Here is a 19547-nt window from a genome sequence, read left to right as displayed (position 1 = left end):
ATTTTATATGTGACGACGATCTCCAATACACTCAATGCTTTTTTAATCCCGCATATTGATCAACTAATCAAAAATGGACATGAAGTGAGTGTGGCATGTGCGCTTGAACAACCGTTGGCATCTTATTTTTCTGATAAAAAAATACCTGTGTTTCAAATACCATTCAATAGGAATCCATTAGCTAAAAGCAATCTTTTAGCCTATAAGAAAATCAAACAGCTGATCAAAGAAGAGAATATCGATATCGTACATACGCATACGCCAGTTGCTTCGATGGTGACAAGACTTGCTTGTAAGCGGATCAATATTCCTATCTACTATACGGCACACGGGTTTCACTTTTATCAAGGAGCCCCAATGCTTAATTGGTTCGTCTATTACCCAGTTGAAAAATACTTATCTCGTTATACAAGTAAGCTTATTACCATTAATCAGGAAGATTATTTGCTTGCTTCACAAAAATTTAAAGCAACACAAACTCATTTGATTCAGGGTGTTGGAATCCAAGTCGAAAAGTTCGAGAAAACCTTGGTTGATAAACGGCTAAAAAGTAAGGTACTTTCACTAGCTCAGCCAACAACCAAAGTACTCCTTTCAGTCGGTGAATTGAATAAAAACAAAAACCACGAACTGGTGATTCATGCACTCGCTTCATTTAAAGACCAAGATTTCCACTATTTTATTTGTGGAACGGGGCCTTTGAAACAAACGCTGGAACAAAAAATTAAATTTTTAGGTTTGGAAAAGAAAGTCAGTTTACTCGGATATCGTAAGGATATTATTGAGATCATGAAAATGAGTGATCTATTTCTCTTTCCTTCTTTAAGAGAAGGATTGCCCGTATCGATCATGGAGGCTATGAGCGTTGGTTTACCGGTAGTTGCTTCAAATATACGAGGCAATAAAGATCTGATCTATGATGAGAACACAGGAAAATTGTTTGATGTCAAAGAGTCAGAAGAACTAGTGAATATTCTTCAAAATTTTTTTGCTGGAACGTTACCTGTTACAAAATATTCCGAGAACGCTGCTGCTCATATCCAACAATTCAGCGAAAATGTAATCATCAATCAAGTAGCAGAACTTTATGAAACTTTATAACTATAGACATTTCATACAAATAACAAATCAATCACTTGAAAAAAGAAAAATGAGGAGGAAAACTTCTTAATTTCAGAGATGTTTTCATTATTTGTAAGAGTGACTGACGAAACGAGCCTGGGTTCAAAGGAAAAGTAAATGGCTTTGTTTTTTTAGAAGAATGATAAAGCGAATGAAACGAAGAACTACCAATAACGTTCCAGTTTGTGTTTTTTATGTTAATAAAACTAATTATAGAGGTGAAACCAATTGAACGTATCAATTTTCGGCCTAGGCTATGTAGGGCTAGCCAATGCGTTATTACTTAGCCAGCATGAGAATGTCAAAGCTTATGACATCGTAGCAGAAAAGATCGAACGACTACAAAAGAAGGAGTCACCAATTGAAGACCGTGAAGTACATAATTTTCTTCAAAGAGAAGACCTAGCAATCGAATTTATTAAGGATTTCCGAGAAGCGGTTCTTTTTGGTGATTATTTGATTATTGCCACACCCACTGATTACGATGAAAAGAAAAATTATTTTAATACCTCATCGATTGAGAGCATCATTGAACAAGCTCTCGCCATTCGTCCAGAAGCAAAATTTATCATTAAGTCCACGGTACCAGTAGGGTATACGGCCGAATTAAAGAAAAAATATCAAACAGAAAATATTGTTTTTTCACCAGAATTTTTACGTGAAGGTAAAGCATTGTACGATAATCTTTATCCTTCCCGCATTGTTGTAGGAGAATGTTCAGATAGAGGGACAGAGATTGCGAATATGTTCAAAAAGAATACGCAAGCAGATAATGTCCCAGTTTTATTGACTCATTCAACAGAAGCGGAAGCAATCAAGTTATTCTCAAATACGTATCTGGCGTTGCGTGTGGCTTACTTCAATGAATTGGATAGTTATGCGGAGATACGAGGCTTAAATACGAAACAAATCATTGAAGGCGTCGGACTGGACCCACGTATCGGCTCTCATTACAATAATCCTTCATTTGGTTATGGAGGGTATTGTTTGCCAAAAGATACGAAACAGTTGAAAGCAAATTATACCGATGTGCCTAACAATCTTATCCAAGCGATCGTTGAAGCAAATACAACCAGAAAAGATTTTATTGCAGAACAAATTTTAGCCCAAAAGCCTAAGACTGTGGGAATCTATCGGTTAACGATGAAAGCCGATTCAGACAATTTTCGTTATTCATCGATTCAAGGAGTCATGAAACGAATCCAGGAACAAGGAGTTTCGGTGGTTGTCTATGAGCCAACGTTACCTGTTGAAGAATTTCATCATGCGCCTGTCGTTTCGGATCTTGCGCGATTCAAACAACTATCGGATGTGATCGTCTCAAATCGGATGGACCATCAATTAAAAGATGTGATCAAAAAAGTCTATACGAGAGATATTTTTAGACGGGATGAATAAATGAAAAATATAGCCAAAAATTTTTTTTATCAGAGCTTGTTTCAACTGACGAAAATCATTCTTCCGATTATTACCATTCCAATCGTTTCTAATGCTTTAGGGCCAAGTGGGATCGGTCTTTATAATTATACGTTTTCAATTGTCCAATATTTTGTTTTGTTTGCGGGGCTAGGGGTAACGATGTACGGGAACCGGGAAATAACTTTGACTTACAACCGTAAGAAAGAAGCGTTATCAGAAGTTTTTTGGGAAATTCTGCTTTTTAAGGCATTAGCGAGCTTAATTGTCATAGTCGCTTACTTTATTGTTGCCTCTTTATTAAATAATCGTTCGTATTTGTTTGTCCAATCCTTGGCGATTTTTGCCGTATTATTTGACGTATCTTGGTTTTTTATGGGAATTGAAGATTTTAAGAAAACTAGTATAGCTAATTTAGTAGTCCAACTAGTCACGTTTTTTCTCATTCTTTTCTTGATTAAAAACGAAGACGACACGTTAAAATATACCTTGATTCAAGGACTAGGTTTAGTTTGTTCACAAGTGAGTGTCTGGTTCTTTATTCCTAAATACATTCATTTGACGAAAGTTGATTTAAAGAAAAGTCTTAGTCATTTAAAGGGCTCTTTTGATTATTTTATTCCTCAAATTGCGATCATGTTGTATACCAATTTGAATAAGACACTTTTAGGTTTCACATTAGGAAGTGTTGCAGTGGGCTATTTTACCAATTCTCTGCAATTGAATACCGTATTCATCACGATCATAACTACCTTAGACATCGTCTTACTTCCCCATATGACAAGTTTTTTTGCAAAAAAAAATATGGAGAAAATCGTTCGCACGATGGAAAAAACGATTCATTTACAATTGTTTTTTTCGATTCCAATCATGTTTGGGATGTTGACAGTTTATGACAAGCTCGTTCCTTGGTTTTTTGGCGAAAAATTTAGCTACATCACTCAAATTATTCCATATTTTACGGTTTTGATTGTGATCGTTCCTTTAGGCATGGCGATTTCTAGACAATATCTAATGCCAATCGGTCAGGTTAAAGAGTATAATCGTTCAGTAATCATTGGAGCTATCATCAATCTTGTGGCAAATCTCATACTATTGCCGTCTATTGGCTTTTTGGGCGTCGTATTTTCAACTATTCTCGCCGAAAGTTTCGTTACAGTTGTAAGAACAAGAGCTTTTCTAAAACAGACGACGTTTACCTTTTCTCTCAGAAAAATCGGGATGTTTATAATTGCTGGATTGATCATGTGTTTGATCACCAGGTTTTTAACAGGTCATTTAACGAGTAATATCCGAACCAATCTGATCCAATTCGTCATTGCTTGTCCAATCTATCTCGCAATCACAACGATAACGAAAGTCAATCCACTAGTTGATTTATTGAAGATCAAAAAGAAAATCTAATGATGACAAACAACAGGTCAAAGACCTTGAAAGTGGTTGCTGCTAGTGAAAAGAAAAATGTTTACACTGATTTTTATTCAATCCGAACCATTGATTCGGCAATATAGCGAAGAATAGTCAATGATCAGAGGACAAAATAAAAAAGGAGGAGAGGCGTTCTCTCTTCCTTTTTTATTTTAGCTATTTTGAGAAATAAACGAAATGCTTAGTTATTTCCGTTTTTGTTGTTTTCCAGCGTTACGACCTGTTTGGTTTTTAGGTGCTTTGACTTGTTTCTTCACTGGTTGTTCGCTATCCGCAGGTGTCACGTCTTTACGAGGTGTTACGACTTGCTTCGGTGGATTTTGTTTTAACTCTTCTGCCACTTGAGCTTTTAATTTAGGCTTCATGATGACATTTGTAATGAAGGTTTGCAAACAACTAAAGATACCACCAACTACCCAATAAAGTGTGACTCCAGCTGGCGCACTGATCGACATGAAGACGATCATCGCAGGCGAAACGATAAGCATCGTACGCATTGTTTTCTTTTGTTCTTCAGGGATACCGATTGTTGAAATATATCCTTGAAGTAAATAAGCAGCACCAGCAATCGCAACTAATACAAAACTAGGGTGTCCTAAGTCGATCCCATAGAAAGAGGATTCACGAATGCCTTCTGTATAACGAGCTGTGAAATAAAGGGCTGAAAAGATCGGCATTTGGATCAAGAGAGGCAAGCAGCCAATCCCGCCAGTCATACTTAACCCATTTTCACGATAAACTTGTTGCATTTCAGCTTGTGCAGCCATTTGTTCTTCACGAGTAGTCGCCGTTTTTAGTTTTTGTTGAGCGGCTTCGACTTGCGGCTTCAATGCTTGCATTTTTTCAGATTGGATCATTGTCTTTTTCGATTGACTAATACCTAATGGCAAAATGATGATACGAACGATGACTGTCATTAAAATAACAGCCCAACCATAGGACCAGTTGAAGTTCTCCACTAAATATGTAATCGCTTGTCCCATTGGATGGACTAATACTCGGTACACGATACCTGATGTGTCAGGGTTACCATTTGAATCCAGACGAACACAACCAGATAAGAAAAGCATGACTGTGACAAGGCCAGAACCCAATACCCAATTTTTCCATTTATTCATAAAATACTTCCTCTTTTATAATTTTTACACAAAATTAACTATACTAAAAAAGCACACACAATTCAATCTACTTTATAGAAAATTCATAGATTCCTACCTATATGGTCTTAAAAAAATAAAAAAGTTATTTGTCAAACCACAAAAAGGAAAGGGAGAAAAGCCATCGGTTAAACAGAAGCAAAAACGATCAAACGAGTGAGGGACGATTAGAAGAGAGAAGGCACGTTGTTTCTTTAAAAAAAGTTCTTTATCGTCAAACTTTCTTAAAGTCATGTGAGCCTTCTCATAGTGTAAATAGAACTACCTTTTGCGTGTTTCGTCCATTCAGAATCAGTAAATTAGCCGATCACATCAAATTTTTTTCGTTCTTCCATCATCGGATTATCTTGCAAGTCAACGTATTGTACGCGACCACTAGGACTTGGAGAATCCTTTACTTCTTCAATGAATCTTTTGATCGTTTCCTCATCGCCACATGCTTCGATTGTCACCGAACCATCTTCTTCGTTTTTAACTGTGCCTGTGATCCCTAATTGATCGGCAACGATTTTTGTCATATAACGAAAGCCAACACCTTGGACACGTCCTTGAACGTTCATCTTGATTTTTTTCATCATATCCACCTTTCTTTCCTTGCTTTTTAAATTAATGATACCGATTTTTTGATGTTGTAACAAGTTCAAGGTTCGAATTCATGCTATAATTAAGTGAGGTGAAAAATGTGAAAGAAATCCAATCAGCAAAAAATCCAAGAATCAAAGAATTGAAAAAACTACATAAGAAAAAATACCGGGAAGAAACAGGCGAGTATCTACTCGAAGGATTCCATTTGGTTGAAGAGGCAGTTGCTTCTCATGCCAAAGTAAAAGAAATCTTAATCACAGAAAAAGGGTTAGAAGAGTGGGAGGAGTGGCTTAAAAACCATTTAGACATCCCTTGTACCTTGGTAACGAATGAAGTCATGGCTGTGGTATCAGATTTGCCAACACCCCAAGGTATCTTAGCCGTTATGCTCTACGAAAAAGTAAACATGCCCGAATTAACTGGAGGATGGTTATTGTTAGATAATGTCCAAGATCCTGGGAATGTTGGAACAATGATTCGTACGGCAGATGCTTTTGGACTATCTGGTGTCGTTTTAGGAAAAGGATCAGCTGACATTTATAGTACAAAAGTGTTAAGAAGTATGCAGGGGAGCAATTACCATCTACCAATACTTCAAACAGACCTTGAGCAAATGATCCCGCTTTTAAAGGAACACAATTTTAATATCTATGGAACGGAATTGAACGAGGATGCTCGTTCATTAGAACAGGTAACTGTTCCTGAGAAGTATGCAATTGTCATGGGGAATGAAGGGCAAGGCGTGCGGCCCGAAATTCTTTCCTTGACGGATAAAAATATCTATATTCCGATTCGCGGAAATGCTGAATCATTAAATGTAGGAGTGGCAGCAGGCATCGTACTTTACCATTTCTCTTTATGATTAAGGAACTATTAAGCTTTCTACATTTTGATGGAACCTCACTAGAATATTCCGAACACTAATGGTATACTAGGATCAATTTCAAAGGAAAATGAAATTCAAAAAAGGTGGCAGATCAATAATTATGACAGAAAAATGGCGTGAAGACGAAGAATATATGTCTTATGTAGAAGATCTATTAGCAACAGATGCAGTGAAGAAATTAGCCAATTATACACAACATGTCCACTCCACTCGATTAGAGCATTCTCTTAGTGTTTCTTACTATAGTTATAAATTAGCCAAAAAATGGGGCGGTAATGCAAAAGCGACCGCACGTGCAGGTCTTTTGCATGATCTTTTCTACTATGATTGGCGTACAACAAAATTTGATGAAGGAACGCATGCTTATATCCATCCAAGGATCGCAGTGAAAAATGCAGAAAAAATTACTGACCTATCCGATTTAGAGCGTGATATCATCTTAAAACATATGTGGGGCGCTACGATCGCACCGCCTAAGTATAAAGAAAGCTATATTGTGACGTTTGTCGACAAATATTGTGCTGTGAAAGAAGCAGCACAGCCGATGACTGCTTCGATGAAACAAAAATGGCAAAGATATTTCGGCAAAGAACAATCGATTTAATACGATGTGATTAAGAATTCTTCCTGAGAAATTTCATAAAATTTCTCAGGTTTTTTTTTATTGACGAACCATGATTTTTACGGTTTACTTTGTATCAAGTACAAGTTGTTGAAACAAACTTAAAGGGGGTGATGATAAGATGCCATATGGATCTTATTTAAAAGAGTGGAAAAGCTTTAACTAACGTACTTTGTTGAAGTTCTTTTCTTCAAAGTACATTCACTTGAAAGAAGAAAGGACTCAAAGTCATGGAAAAAACAATTAAACCTTATCAATATTATTTTATTAAAAGAGAAGTCGAACAATTAATATCAGTCTATCATTCAGTAAACGATTCTAAAACGATCGAAACGGTCCAAGCATTAGCTGTGGAGAGAATAGAGGAACTAGTAGAACCCTCACAAAGGATGAACCTTTTCTTAGAAAATATCTTAGATACTTCTTTGACCAAAGAAACTGCTGAACGCTTATTAGAAGAATTAAAAGAATCAGTTCAACCTTTTGAGCAACCTTCGAAAGCTCAAATTGAAAAATTATTCCGAAAAGTGAAAAAGTTAAAACAACCTGATTGGAATCATTTGGATTTAAGAGAACACACCTATATTGGATGGAATGATCCTGGTACCCAGAAAAAATTTCTTGTTTATTATGATGAATCAGGGAAGTTAAATGGTATTCGCGGGACTTTATCCCCGACCATCACGAAAGGGATTTGTACGATTTGTAAAAAAACTTCGAGTGTGTCACTCTTTTTAGCAACAACAAAATCGAATTCAGATGGCACCTATACGAAAAAAGGAAACTATATTTGCCATGATAGTGAGCATTGTAACCACAATTTAGTCCAATTGACTCCTTTTTATGAATTTACTGAGATTGTAAAAAAAGAAGGATAATTTCATTGTATTTTTCATAAATATATGCTATTTTAATTGATGAAGTGAATAGGTGATGGTGTTCGCCTTTAAACGTTAATCTTAAGATAACTAATGACGCCTACTAAGAATCGGGATACCCCTTTTTTTAGTAGGCGTTTTTTTTGAGGAGGAAAAGAGATGGAAAATCGATTACCTGATCCAATTAGGGTCGTCGTATACATGATCAAATGGTTATTGATCACATTGCTATTGGGAATTTTTATGGGAAGTTTATCAGCCTTTTTTCTCAATAGTTTAACATGGGTTACTAATATACGCCTTGCTTCACCCTGGTTGTTGTTTCTTTTACCAGTAAGTGGTGGAATTTTTGTTTTTTTATATAGTAAGTACGGAGGAAATTCTGGTAGAGGAAATAACTTAGTGATTGATCAAGGAAATGGTGGAGAAGAAAAAATTCCTTTACGCCTGATTCCTTTAACGTTATTTGGAACGATTACCACCCATTTATTTGGTGGTTCTGTCGGACGAGAAGGAACAGCTGTGCAAATGGGAGGCGCTTTAGCAGAAAATTTAGCCCGTCTCTTTCGGTTAAATAAAGTGGAACGGGAGTTATTGGTGATCAGCGGGATCAGTGCAGGTTTTAGTTCCGTTTTTGGTACGCCTCTGGCTGGAACACTATTTGGGTTAGAAGTTTTAGCAATTGGAAAAGTTAGAACAGAAGCCTTATTTCCAAGTTTTTTTGCAGCACTATTTGCTAACTTTGTGACTGAAAGCTTTGGGGTGAAACATATCCATTACCCTATGGGGACGATTCCAAGTTGGGATGTATCTCTTTTCTTTAAATTATTCGTTGCAGGCATTGCTTTTGGTCTTATTGGTTGGGTATTTAGTCGTTCGATTGTTTTTTTGAAAACTTGGTATGCCAAAAGAATGGCTAGTCCAGTTCTACGTAATTTTATTGGCGGAGCTGTGGTCGTCATCGCAGCGCTCTTATTGCAAACCCAAAGATATTTGGGGCTCAGTTTGCCTTTGTTAACTGATGCCTTTAATGGTACCGCCCATTTCTATGATTTTCTTGGAAAGCTTGGATTTACTGTCTTGTCTTTAGGTGCTGGTTATCAAGGTGGAGAGGTAACTCCTTTATTTGAAATCGGAGCGACATTAGGTGCTGCTCTAGCACCAATCTTACATGTGTCCATTCCTTTTTTAGCAGCCTTGGGATTCATTGGCGTCTTTTCAGGAGCAACAAATACACCCATTGCTTGTTTTGTTATGGGAATCGAATTGTTCGGTGGACAAGCAGCCAGTTATTTCTTTATGATCTGTCTGGTGAGCTTCATGTGTTCTGGTAATAGTGGAATTTATTCAGCACAAAAAGTAGTAGTGAAAAAGGGAATTCTTTTCCTGCCAATGATGGGAAGTCAGAAACAGTCTGAGCGATCTAAGGGGAGAACGAAAACACGAAAATAATTGTCGCAAAAGGAAAGATTACAAAAAGTAAAAGGCATTTGGGGGGCACCCAAATGCCTTATTTAAATAAAGATGCTCAAAGCTGCGAATAATACGGTAAATAGCACGATTAAGCCACCAACGATCAAGTGTCTTTTTTTGTGCAGAACCAAGATGGCGATATATTCTCGCAAAAATGCATTCGGCAAGTAGTAAAAGGCAGTTTTCGCTCCGATTCCATCCGCTTTTAAACCAGCTTGCTTTGCATAAAGACCTGCACGGAAGATGTGGTAATTATTAGAAGTGAAAATCGCTCGATATGGCCCACCAGTTTGTTGATCCATGAGTTCTTTAGAAAAACGCATATTTTCTAAAGTTGTCTTTGAATTGGCTTCCACCAAGATATCTCTCTCAGGAATGCCTTTAGCTAAAGCATATTGCTTCATCGCAATTGCTTCCGGCACTTTTTCATCTGATCCTTGACCACCAGACATCAATAGAATAGGCGGGTTCAAGGTTGCTTTACTTTGTGCCCAATAAAAGGCGATCGCTTTGTCGATTCTTTTTGCTAAAAGAGGGGATACCGTTTCGCCATTTAGTAGACCAGCCCCTAAAACGATAATGTAATTTTGGTTGTATCGTGGACGGTTGAACTGATACAAAAAAGAAACGGTTATAAAGTTATAGAAAACCACAAAAAGATAAAACAGAATCAATGGGACAGCCGTGAATAATACATTGAACCATTGTGGGAAATATTGGATAAAGAAGATTTGAAATATAGTATATAACGTCAAAAAGATTGCTAATAATAAAGTTAAGAGATTGGCTAATGAGCGAGATTCTCTTTTTAAAACTAATAACCCGTTCCAAAATAAAAAGACGATCAAAATGTAAACGCCAAATAACAAGATCAACAAAACGGGGATAGCAATTATTGCAAATAAACCACCAATAAAAATATTTTGTGTTTCAAGCAGCAAGGTGACTAAGTAGCCACCAAAACTAATTAAAAAGAAATTGAACAATACCCCGTTCAATAGTTTGCGTTTTTCAGTAAAATAGGAGAATGCAAAAATACTGAAAAAAACAAGTGGGATCAAAAAGTAAAAGGTGGAATAAAAAATTTCCAAAACAATGAAGTAAGTGACCATCATCATAAATGTCCAAGATCCACAATAAAAGAACAGAGCAGGATCACTTTGACGACGGCGCCAATAAAGAATACCGGTAAACCCTAAAACATAGAGAACCAAGAAAGTCAGGTCTCTTGTCAAATTCATAGAATTAACTCCTTTCGTTTAGTGAACACGAAATAAAACGTGTTTTGTTTAGGTTGATACCAATTTACGCAAAAACGATTGATTGAAAGATAAAATCAATAAAATTGACACAACCTTTACTATTATAGCTAAAATTAGAGAAAAAAGCTGTTCTGAAAAATTAAAAACTAAAAAAAGGAAAACTTGAGGCATGTAGCAGGGATTGTTAGATAAAAGTACACCTCCTAAGTTAGACAATGACATTCTGACTTAAGAGGTGTACTTAAAATTCTACGTTCTACTTGTTGGTATTTTAGCTGGATTAGAACAAATTACTAAAAAAATCAGTAACATGTCGCCAACCAATCACAAAGATATTTGCTTTTTCAACTGATTTAGCAGTAATAATATCTGTGGTTGGTTCTTTATTGTCTTCCAAATAGCCCAGTGAATCATCGGCTAAGGTAATCGTTGCTGTCCCTACCTTCATACCTTTATTGACGGGAGCTGCTACTTGATCATTCGTTACGACTTTTTTATCAAGGGTAGGAGTAATTTTTAATTTACCAGTATCCATACCATTTCTTACCCAAACTTTTACAGGATTTTTTAAGGCAACAGCTACTGAAGTTTCTTTGCCATCTTTCACTGCTAAGTTTTTTAAATCTGGAATACTTGCATTGGACTTTCCAAGTTCTTTAATTGACCAATTATCATAGCAGTAATCCATTAAGCGTCCGGTTTCGTTGAAACGGGCACTTGGATTTGTTGCATGGTCATCGGCATTTAAAACAACCGTAATGACTCGTCTACCCTCTTTATTGATCGTTCCAACAAAACAAGCACCAGCAAATTCAGTTGTACCAGTTTTTAAACCATCTACGCCTTCTTTGTAGTTAACAAACCCAGAAAGCATCCAATTCCAATTCACCATTTCGACAGGTGACTGAGTCCCTTCGCCGAATGTTTCATTAGTAGTATTTGTCACTTTTAATACCTCAGGGAAATCTAAGATCAAGTGTCTGGCAACAATCGCAACATCTTTGGCTGACATTTGGTTTTCTTCTGTTTCCGAGGTACCTTCAGGACGATTCTCACCGAGATAGGAATTATTTAATCCAGAGGCGTTCACAATCGTCGCGTCGTTAATACCCCAATCTTTTAATTGTTTTTTCATCAATTCAAGAAACTTTGTTTCACTGCCAGCTATTTTTTCGGCTAAAGCTACCATTGAGGCGTTAGCAGATTGAATAAAGGCTGAATCAAAAAGTTCTTTGACCGTATAGCTGTTCTCTTTGTGCAACGGTACGTTTGACAAGTCAGGAACAACGCTCAATTTTTCAGCATAATCTGAAATTGACACTTTTTCATCCCAAGTCAGTTTTCCTTCTTTTACTTGATCAAGAACGATATAAAGACCAATTATTTTGGTGATTGAAGCAATTCCCATTGGTTTTTCTCCATCTTGATCATAAAGGATCTTACCACTCTCTGCATCAACAGCAAAAGCGGCTTTTGCATTGACTTTGAATGATTCGTCAGCGTGAACTGCTGTGATTGGTAAAATCGCAGTGAGGCACAAGATCAAACTTGTTAATAACATGAACAATCGTAATTTTTTTTGGGGCATTTATTTTCTCCTTGTTTTCTAATAGTTTTCCTATAAATTAAAATTTTATCAAAGAGATAGAGTAGTTTCAATATTTCTGATAAAAACATAATAAAAGATATTTATAGAAAAAGGAGAAAAGTGGTTACTTCTCTTGATCTTTGCTACGAATTTTTACCGGTTGCACTTCTGGCTCATTCAATCGAGAAGCAACAAAAATAGTAACAGCAGTTAGGGTTAATAAACTGAAGATCATGAATATGTGCATGTGATCACCTCATTCATTTATTTTCTATTAGTATAGCAAAAAGAATTGAATTTCTTTTTAAGAAATGAAAGGAGTGATTGAGTAAAGTATGAAATAATTATGAAATTAATTAAATAAAACAAAAATAGAAATAAGTCGTTTTATTAAAATTCGTTTTATTATCTCGAAAAAATTTGTTGTGGTAGACTTTACTTATAGTAAAGGAATGACTTTTTTTAGGAGGGATACGATTATGACAAAAATGGCGAAAGAATTATTGTCACAGCTGACTTCAGAAGGTGCTACAGGCCCATTCGTCACGATTATGTTGAACACCCATGTCGCACATCAAGATGTAGAAAAAGATCAAATCAAGTTCAAAAATTTTGCGAAAGAAGCAAAAAAACGGTTTGAAAAAAAATATGCTGAACATGACTGGTCTTTGTTCCAAGAAAAAATCACTAGTTTGTTAGAAGATGCTTCATTTTGGCGAAGCGCTACAACAAGCGTGGCTGTCATCTTATCTCCAGAACATACGTATATCCATCGCTTAGGTATTCCTGTAGATGACCAATATTATGTGAGTGATCTGCCATATCTTCTAGCGATTATCAAAAATAGTCACTTTAACTACGCTTATTATCTACTAGGATTGAATCGTGATTCAATGAAGTTGTACGAAGTAAACAATAAGCAGGTAACTGAAGTAAAATTACCGGAAGATGCACCGAAAGATGTAGTAACAGCTTTAGGTTCGGAGTTAACAGGTGGCGGATTAAACTATACTTCAAATGGTAGTGAGGGAGCTACGTTTCATGGTGTCAATCCAAAAGATGAGGAAGTAGAGATCGACTGGGTCAATTATTATCAAGCAGTTGATGATTATCTTAAGGATACCTTTGACAATCCTGAAAAACGCCCAATTTATCTCTTTGCATTACCGGAAAACCAAACGATGTTCAAAAAAATTGCTAAAAATCCGTACTATTGTTCTGATGTGGCGATCTCTGCCTCACCTGCACAATTATCGTTAAAAGAAATCGAAGCAGGAGCTAAAAAACTCTCTGAGGAATTAGCTGCGAAAGAAGCAGAAGGGTATAATCGTTTGTTAGATAAGAAATTTATCGATCAACTAGTGGATATCGTTCCAGCTGCTAAAGAAGGGAAAATTTCTCACTTGTTTATTGCTACGTCTAACTTAGTGGATGGATTTGGAGAAGATCCAGAAACAGAGTATGATCGCCGTCAAGTTTTAAATGAATTGGCAGATAATGTCATCATGAACGGAGGACAAGTAGTCATTCTTGAACAAAAAGAGGCACCAGATGAGAAAAGTTTAGTAGCAATCCTTCGTTACTAATAGAGTGCCATGAGATTTTGAATGTTGAATAAAGAAATGATAGAACAAGACTGGGGAAATTTTTTTTCCTCAGTTTTTTTTATAGTAAAAAAATAAAAAGTAGAAAAAATTAATTCAACCGGTGTTATTTTACTATCAACTATCGTTCTTAAGGGGAATCTTATCAAAAAAAATCGTTAGAGAAAGTCTGAATTATAAGGAAACGATTCCATATTTGTTAGGACGGAATACAGAGATATCACTCTTTTTCTCGTTTTTGTCAGAAAACACCAGATGAAAAGGAAAAAAAGAAGGGAAAATAGTGGCTATTTTGTAACCGATATGATATATTAAGAGTGTAGTTTTTGTTCGGTAATCTGTGGCATGTTTCAAATAAACATCTTCCAGATATACACCATTCAAGTAATTGCAAAATATGTGTTGAAACACAAGGAGGATTTTTATTATGGAAACAGGTACAGTAAAATGGTTTAACTCAGAAAAAGGTTTTGGATTCATTACAGCAGAAAACGGTAACGATGTATTCGTTCATTTCTCAGCTATCCAAGGCGACGGATTCAAAACTCTTGAAGAAGGTCAAACAGTAAACTTTGACGTTGAAGAAGGTCAACGTGGCCCTCAAGCAACTAACGTTGTTAAAGCTTAATTAATTGATTTGAATAAAAGCTCGATAACTACTTTGTAGTTGTCGAGCTTTTTTGTTTTGGATCAATCACGAAGTTAAATACGTTCTTCAGATAAGTGGAATTGATTCTGCATCAACAGGTAGTTGAGTAATCAGCCGGCAGTTAAGGTGATCAGATGATTTAGAAAGTAAACCAATAATATAAAGGTTTTTTTCACAAATGGAAAGAGAGATTAAGAAATTTTCTGGTGATTGTAGTATAATCGCAAGAGAACATTTAAAGGCAAGAGAAGAGGAAGTAAATTTGAAATCAAAAACTTATGCAGTTGTCGATATTGAAACGACTGGGACAAATCCAAAAGAAGATCGCATTATCCAATTTGGATGTGTCATGATTGAAGGTGGTCGAATCACTTCTCGTTTTTCGATTGATATTAATCCCGGACGCAAGATTTCCAAACAAATCCAACATCTGACAGGAATTACCAATCGTCGTGTCCAACAAGCACCTTATTTTGAAGATGTGGCCGCAACCATCTATAATCTGTTGGCGGATACGATTTTTGTTGCTCATAATATTTATTTTGATTATAACTTTCTTAATCAGGAGCTATTAAGGTGCCAAACACCGGGATTAAAGATTCCTGGCATCGATACTGTTGAATTAGCTCAAATCTTCTTGCCAAGTGAGCCAAGCTTTCGATTGGCTGATCTGTCAGAGAGTCTAGGCTTTATTCATGAAAACCCACACCAAGCTGATAGTGATGCCGAAGTGACTGCCCAACTTCTTCTATTGATTGAAGAACGGATGCGCCGTTTACCATTAGTCACATTAGAAGCCATTTATGCATTAAGTGGGCAAACTGGAATGGATACAAGTCGATTTATTCAAAGTGTGATGGAAGAGATGAGAGAACAACCTCAGCCGTTAAACGAAGAATTAGAGATAATCGATGGGTTAGCTTTGCAAAAAAAAGAAGTAGATCTTTATACCAGCATTCATTACAACGAGCAAGTTTATCCTAGAAAGAAACAAGCTAAAGAAAAGATATTTGGGAAAACATTGATGTATCGTAAGGAACAAAATCGCTTGATGAATGCAGTATACGATCATTTTACCAAAGATGAGTCCAAAGATTTGATGATTGAAGCCGCTACTGGAATGGGAAAAACGATCGGGTATCTACTCCCACTCAGCTATTTAGCCACTCCTGAAAAGCCGGCGATCATCAGTACTGTCTCACTGGTACTCCAGCAGCAGATCTTGGAGAAAGATATCCCATTGTTAAATCAATTGTTGGATCAGCCGATTCAAGCAACAGTGATTAAAAGTTATCGCCATTATATCGATTTACAAAGGTTTAAAGCGACCCTTGAAGCGCCAAAAGAACAAAAACAGTATTTACTTTACCAAATGGCAATCCTTGTTTGGTTGACTCAAACAAAAACCGGTGATTTAGACGAATTGCATTTGACCAACTTGAATCATCTTCTCTTTAGTGAGATTGCCCATCGGGGGACTTCATTTTTAGCTAAAAATCAACCGTTTTATGCACAAGATTTTGTTCGTTTTTTAGAGAGAAAGATCCAGCAAAGCAATTTTTTGATTGTGAATCATGCCTTTTTAGTCCAAGAAACCCAAAGAAAGCGACCATTGTTACCAGAGAGTCCATATTTATTGATCGATGAGGCGCATCATTTGCCTGATATTGCAGAGAAAGTCAATGATCGCCGCTTAAGTATTGCGTATTTTTTCAAACAAATCCAACAATTTAACGAATCGGATCATTTGTTTGACCGGATCAAAGCGTATTTACCAGAAAACCACGAAGTTCAACGTTGGTTAGAGATTTACCAAGAGGAGTTAAACGCACTTAACGAAGCGCAAATTTTTCTGGCAGAAGGACTGAATCAATTTGCGGCAAAGCAAACAAACGGTCAGTATCCAGAAGAAATGATGGTTACTCAAGAAATGCTTTCGCAGTTACCATTTGAGTCGAGCCTTGCAATTGACCATCTCCATGTGTTTTATCGTGAAATCAAACAACTACAAGACCAAATGCGCTTAAGTTTGACAATCATTCAAGAAAGCTGGACGAAACAAATGCGCATTGATTTAGCCACTCTTTATCAATTATTCGATCAAATGGAAAAGCAAGCAACTTTGATGGAACAGTGGCTGGAAGATTGGCATGAAAATTTGATCCATTGGTTTGTTCCCAACAAAACGGCGCAACAAACGATTTTTCATCTTCACGATTTCAAGGCAGCCTCACTGAAAAGAACAGTTTGGTATCCGCGCTACACACATATTTTATATATTGGCGGCACGCTTAAAGTGGGACCGAATCGTCAGTATCTTGCGAAACGTTTAGGAATTGAAGGTACACCATTGAAAGTGATCGCATCTCCTTATGATTACGAAAAACAAGCCCGTATCTATGTACCCAAAGAAGCACCGTCAATTAGTCAAGTTGATCAGCAACAATACGTGGACTATTTGTCTCAGACGTTGTCTCAATTGATCTTACAAGAAAAGCGGCCAATCTTGGTTTTGTTTACGTCACATGATATTTTACAAAAAGTTTATCAGGCGATTCATTTATCCATGTTAGAGCAAGGACGGGAAATCTTAGCCCAAGGGATCGGCGGTAGCCGACAGAAATTGTTGAAACGATTCATGCTGTCTGAAATGAGTGTTTTATTTGGAGCTGATAGTTTTTGGGAAGGTGTGGATTTACCGGGGGATGCTTTACAGATTGTCGTGGTTACCCGCTTACCTTTTGACAATCCGTTACGACCGATGGTGAAGGCAAGGAATACCTACCTTGAATCAGAAGGAATCAACCCATTCTATCAAGAATCGATCCCTAAAGCTGCTTTAAAATTGAGACAAGCCTTAGGAAGATTGATTCGTGGTGAAGAAGATCGAGGCGTTTTATTGATTCTGGATCGTCGATTACTGTCTGCGAAATACAGTAATCGGATCTTGCAGGCCTTACCGAAGAATATTACGATCAAAGAAGAAACATTGGACGATATTTGCAAAGATATCCCAAAATTCTTAAAGAAAAACGAAGAATAAACTTCTTCAGACAATCTATTTTCGCATGAAAAATCTGCTATAATAAAACTTAGCGAATATAAAAGGAGCGACGATCCTTGAAGAAACAATCAAAACAAAAGCAAGAATCTCCGAAAGAAAAAACAATTAATCATGTATTACTAGGGTTGATTATCGCTTTATTAGCGATCATCGTATTTAGTTCGATTTTTTATTTACGTGCGAGCCGCCCAAGGATGCAAGCCAAACAAGAAGCAATTGAGATTGCTAAAAAATACGCAGGACTTGAAGAAGCAGATCACTTTTATTGGTTTACTCGGAATCATACTTACTTTTCTTTGACTGGTAAAAACGATAAAGGGCAAGAAATTGCGGTCATTATTCCTAAATCGGGCGAAAAGGTCAAAGTATTAGCTCAAAAAGATGGGATAACTGAACAAGAAGCAAAAGAAAAAATTGGTCAAGCTCATCCAGAAGTCCAAATCGAAAAAGCTTCACTAGGAATGTACGATAATCAAGCTGTCTGGGAAGTTGTTGGAAAAAATTCAAAGGATCAATTCAATTATTATTTGCTTTCTTTCGAGTCAGGGAAAGAAATAAAAACTATCACTGGAATATAATTTGTAAAGGATGAGTAGGATGAAGCTGTCAAAAAGAGTACAACAATTAGAACCTTCTGTGACGCTTGCTGCAGCAGCAAAAGCAAAAGCTTTGAAAGCACAAGGAAAAGATATCTTAAGTCTAACGGTCGGAGAACCTGACTTTGCAACGCCCGAAAATATCCAAGAAGTGGCGGTTCAGGCAATTAGAAACGGCAAAGCAAGTTACTATACGCCGAGCGCAGGGATTCCTGAACTACGCCAAGCAATTGTCGATTATATCAAGGAGTACTATGGGATCACCTATGAACCTTCTCAAACAATTGTAACGGATGGTGCAAAATTTGCGTTATATGCCCTTTTTCAGACGATTTTAGATCCTGAAGATGAAGTGATCATCCCAGTACCTTATTGGGTAAGTTATGGAGAGCAAGTAAAATTAGCAGAAGGTCGACCGGTATTTGTTAAAGGCGAGGAAAACAATGGATTTAAAATAACTGTTTCCCAGCTAGAAGCATCACTAACCCCTAAAACGAAAGCATTGATCATCAACTCTCCTTCGAATCCGACAGGAATGATCTATGATCAAAAAGAGCTGCAAGCAATCGGAGAATGGGCTGTCAAACATGATATTTTGATAGTTGCAGATGATATTTATGGACGTTTAGTTTATAATGGCAATGAGTTTACTCCAATTGCAACAATCTCTGAAGCTATTCGTAAGCAAACGATCATCATCAATGGGGTCTCAAAAACTTATGCAATGACGGGATGGAGAATCGGCTATGCTTTGGGGAACCAAGAAATCATCGATGGGATGATTGCAATTGCTTCTCAATCAACAAGTAATTCAACAGCAGTCAGTCAATATGCTGCGATTGAAGCGTTGACTGGTGAGCAAGATCCAGTGGAAGAAATGCGCCTGGCATTTGAAGAACGCCTAAATATCTTATATCCACTTGTTTCAAACTTACCTGGAGTGACACTTAATAAACCACAAGGTGCTTTTTATTTGTTTCCGAATGTAAAAGAAACGTTGGCTATGTGCGGTTATGAGAATGTCACGAAGTGGGTAGAAGATCTATTAGAGGAAACGGGTGTTGCTTTAGTAACTGGTGAAGGGTTTGGTGCGCCAGAAAATGTGCGATTAAGTTATGCAACGGATCTTGGAACTTTGGAAGAAGCAGTCCGACGTATTGCGCAATTTATTGAGAGTAAAAGTCAAATATAATCCTAATAATTAAGGTAGAGCGAAG

General features: G+C 36.8%; 17 protein-coding genes and 1 riboswitch. Of the genes, 12 read left to right on the top strand and 5 right to left on the bottom strand.

The genetic code is table 11. The features are described from left to right. The first annotated feature begins 9 nt into the window (after positions 1 to 9). From IGJ11_RS09330 to IGJ11_RS09320, 3 genes are all read left to right on the top strand, one after another. Positions 10 to 1101 (top strand): glycosyltransferase family 4 protein, encoded by a 1092-nt coding sequence (locus IGJ11_RS09330; protein WP_207433545.1) that lies wholly within the window; start codon positions 10 to 12, stop codon positions 1099 to 1101. A gap of 249 nt (positions 1102 to 1350) precedes the next feature. Further along, a complete protein-coding gene (locus IGJ11_RS09325; protein ID WP_207433543.1) occupies positions 1351 to 2520 on the top strand; it encodes a nucleotide sugar dehydrogenase in 1170 nt (389 codons plus the stop codon). Then, on the top strand, positions 2521 to 3942 hold the full coding sequence (locus IGJ11_RS09320; protein ID WP_126343525.1) for an oligosaccharide flippase family protein: 1422 nt from the start codon (positions 2521 to 2523) through the stop codon (positions 3940 to 3942). Positions 3943 to 4151: 209 nt separating this feature from the next. On the opposite strand, the gene yidC is transcribed toward IGJ11_RS09320, so the two are convergent. Beyond that, positions 4152 to 5084, bottom strand: coding sequence for a membrane protein insertase YidC (gene yidC / locus IGJ11_RS09315; RefSeq protein WP_010718510.1), 933 nt, complete (start codon positions 5082 to 5084; stop codon positions 4152 to 4154). Positions 5085 to 5422: 338 nt separating this feature from the next. Continuing rightward, the gene (locus IGJ11_RS09310) at positions 5423 to 5698 is read right to left on the bottom strand and encodes an acylphosphatase (RefSeq protein ID WP_010718509.1); all 276 of its coding nucleotides are present in this window, start codon (positions 5696 to 5698) and stop codon (positions 5423 to 5425) included. A gap of 107 nt (positions 5699 to 5805) precedes the next feature. Here IGJ11_RS09310 and IGJ11_RS09305 point away from each other — a divergent pair, with 107 nt between their 5' ends. From IGJ11_RS09305 to IGJ11_RS09290, 4 genes are all read left to right on the top strand, one after another. Then, a complete protein-coding gene (locus tag IGJ11_RS09305) occupies positions 5806 to 6570 on the top strand; it encodes a TrmH family RNA methyltransferase (RefSeq protein ID WP_034700883.1) in 765 nt (254 codons plus the stop codon). 124 nt (positions 6571 to 6694) lie between these two features. Continuing rightward, entirely contained in the window at positions 6695 to 7198 is a 504-nt protein-coding gene (locus IGJ11_RS09300) for an HD domain-containing protein (RefSeq protein ID WP_010737939.1), read from the top strand. A gap of 248 nt (positions 7199 to 7446) precedes the next feature. Then, positions 7447 to 8094, top strand: coding sequence for a FusB/FusC family EF-G-binding protein (locus IGJ11_RS09295; RefSeq protein ID WP_010718506.1), 648 nt, complete (start codon positions 7447 to 7449; stop codon positions 8092 to 8094). 42 nt (positions 8095 to 8136) lie between these two features. Continuing rightward, positions 8137 to 8204, top strand: a riboswitch (Fluoride riboswitch). A 49-nt stretch (positions 8205 to 8253) separates the two neighbouring features. Further along, positions 8254 to 9546 carry a voltage-gated chloride channel family protein gene (locus tag IGJ11_RS09290; RefSeq protein WP_207433535.1) on the top strand — a complete coding sequence of 431 codons (1293 nt, stop codon included), beginning with the start codon at positions 8254 to 8256 and terminating at the stop codon, positions 9544 to 9546. A 62-nt stretch (positions 9547 to 9608) separates the two neighbouring features. Here IGJ11_RS09290 and IGJ11_RS09285 read toward each other — a convergent pair whose 3' ends face one another. The 3 genes from IGJ11_RS09285 to IGJ11_RS09275 form a co-directional block, all read right to left on the bottom strand. After that, positions 9609 to 10808, bottom strand: coding sequence for a YdcF family protein (locus IGJ11_RS09285; RefSeq protein WP_010718504.1), 1200 nt, complete (start codon positions 10806 to 10808; stop codon positions 9609 to 9611). 301 nt (positions 10809 to 11109) lie between these two features. Then, entirely contained in the window at positions 11110 to 12417 is a 1308-nt protein-coding gene (locus tag IGJ11_RS09280) for a serine hydrolase (RefSeq protein WP_207433533.1), read from the bottom strand. A 124-nt stretch (positions 12418 to 12541) separates the two neighbouring features. Next, positions 12542 to 12664, bottom strand: coding sequence for a hypothetical protein (locus IGJ11_RS09275; protein ID WP_010718502.1), 123 nt, complete (start codon positions 12662 to 12664; stop codon positions 12542 to 12544). Positions 12665 to 12896: 232 nt separating this feature from the next. On the opposite strand from IGJ11_RS09275, the gene IGJ11_RS09270 reads away from it, so the two are divergent. The 5 genes from IGJ11_RS09270 (at position 12897) to IGJ11_RS09250 (ending at position 19522) form a co-directional block, all read left to right on the top strand. Continuing rightward, on the top strand, positions 12897 to 14003 hold the full coding sequence (locus IGJ11_RS09270; protein WP_010737935.1) for a baeRF6 domain-containing protein: 1107 nt from the start codon (positions 12897 to 12899) through the stop codon (positions 14001 to 14003). A 445-nt stretch (positions 14004 to 14448) separates the two neighbouring features. Beyond that, a complete protein-coding gene (locus tag IGJ11_RS09265) occupies positions 14449 to 14649 on the top strand; it encodes a cold-shock protein (RefSeq protein WP_005875554.1) in 201 nt (66 codons plus the stop codon). Between the two features lie 283 nt (positions 14650 to 14932). After that, complete coding sequence (locus IGJ11_RS09260) at positions 14933 to 17713, top strand: helicase C-terminal domain-containing protein (RefSeq protein WP_025480124.1); 2781 nt, start codon at positions 14933 to 14935, stop codon at positions 17711 to 17713. A 77-nt stretch (positions 17714 to 17790) separates the two neighbouring features. After that, positions 17791 to 18312, top strand: a complete 522-nt coding sequence (locus IGJ11_RS09255; protein ID WP_207433531.1) for a cell wall elongation regulator TseB-like domain-containing protein — start codon at positions 17791 to 17793, stop codon at positions 18310 to 18312. Positions 18313 to 18331: 19 nt separating this feature from the next. Continuing rightward, positions 18332 to 19522 (top strand): pyridoxal phosphate-dependent aminotransferase, encoded by a 1191-nt coding sequence (locus IGJ11_RS09250; protein ID WP_178305807.1) that lies wholly within the window; start codon positions 18332 to 18334, stop codon positions 19520 to 19522. Positions 19523 to 19547: the final 25 nt, after the last annotated feature.

Source organism: Enterococcus sp. DIV0691 (genome assembly GCF_051711145.1).
Taxonomy (GTDB): Bacteria; Bacillota; Bacilli; order Lactobacillales; family Enterococcaceae; genus Enterococcus_B; species Enterococcus_B hirae.
This window is presented reverse-complemented; position numbering and strand designations above follow the sequence as displayed.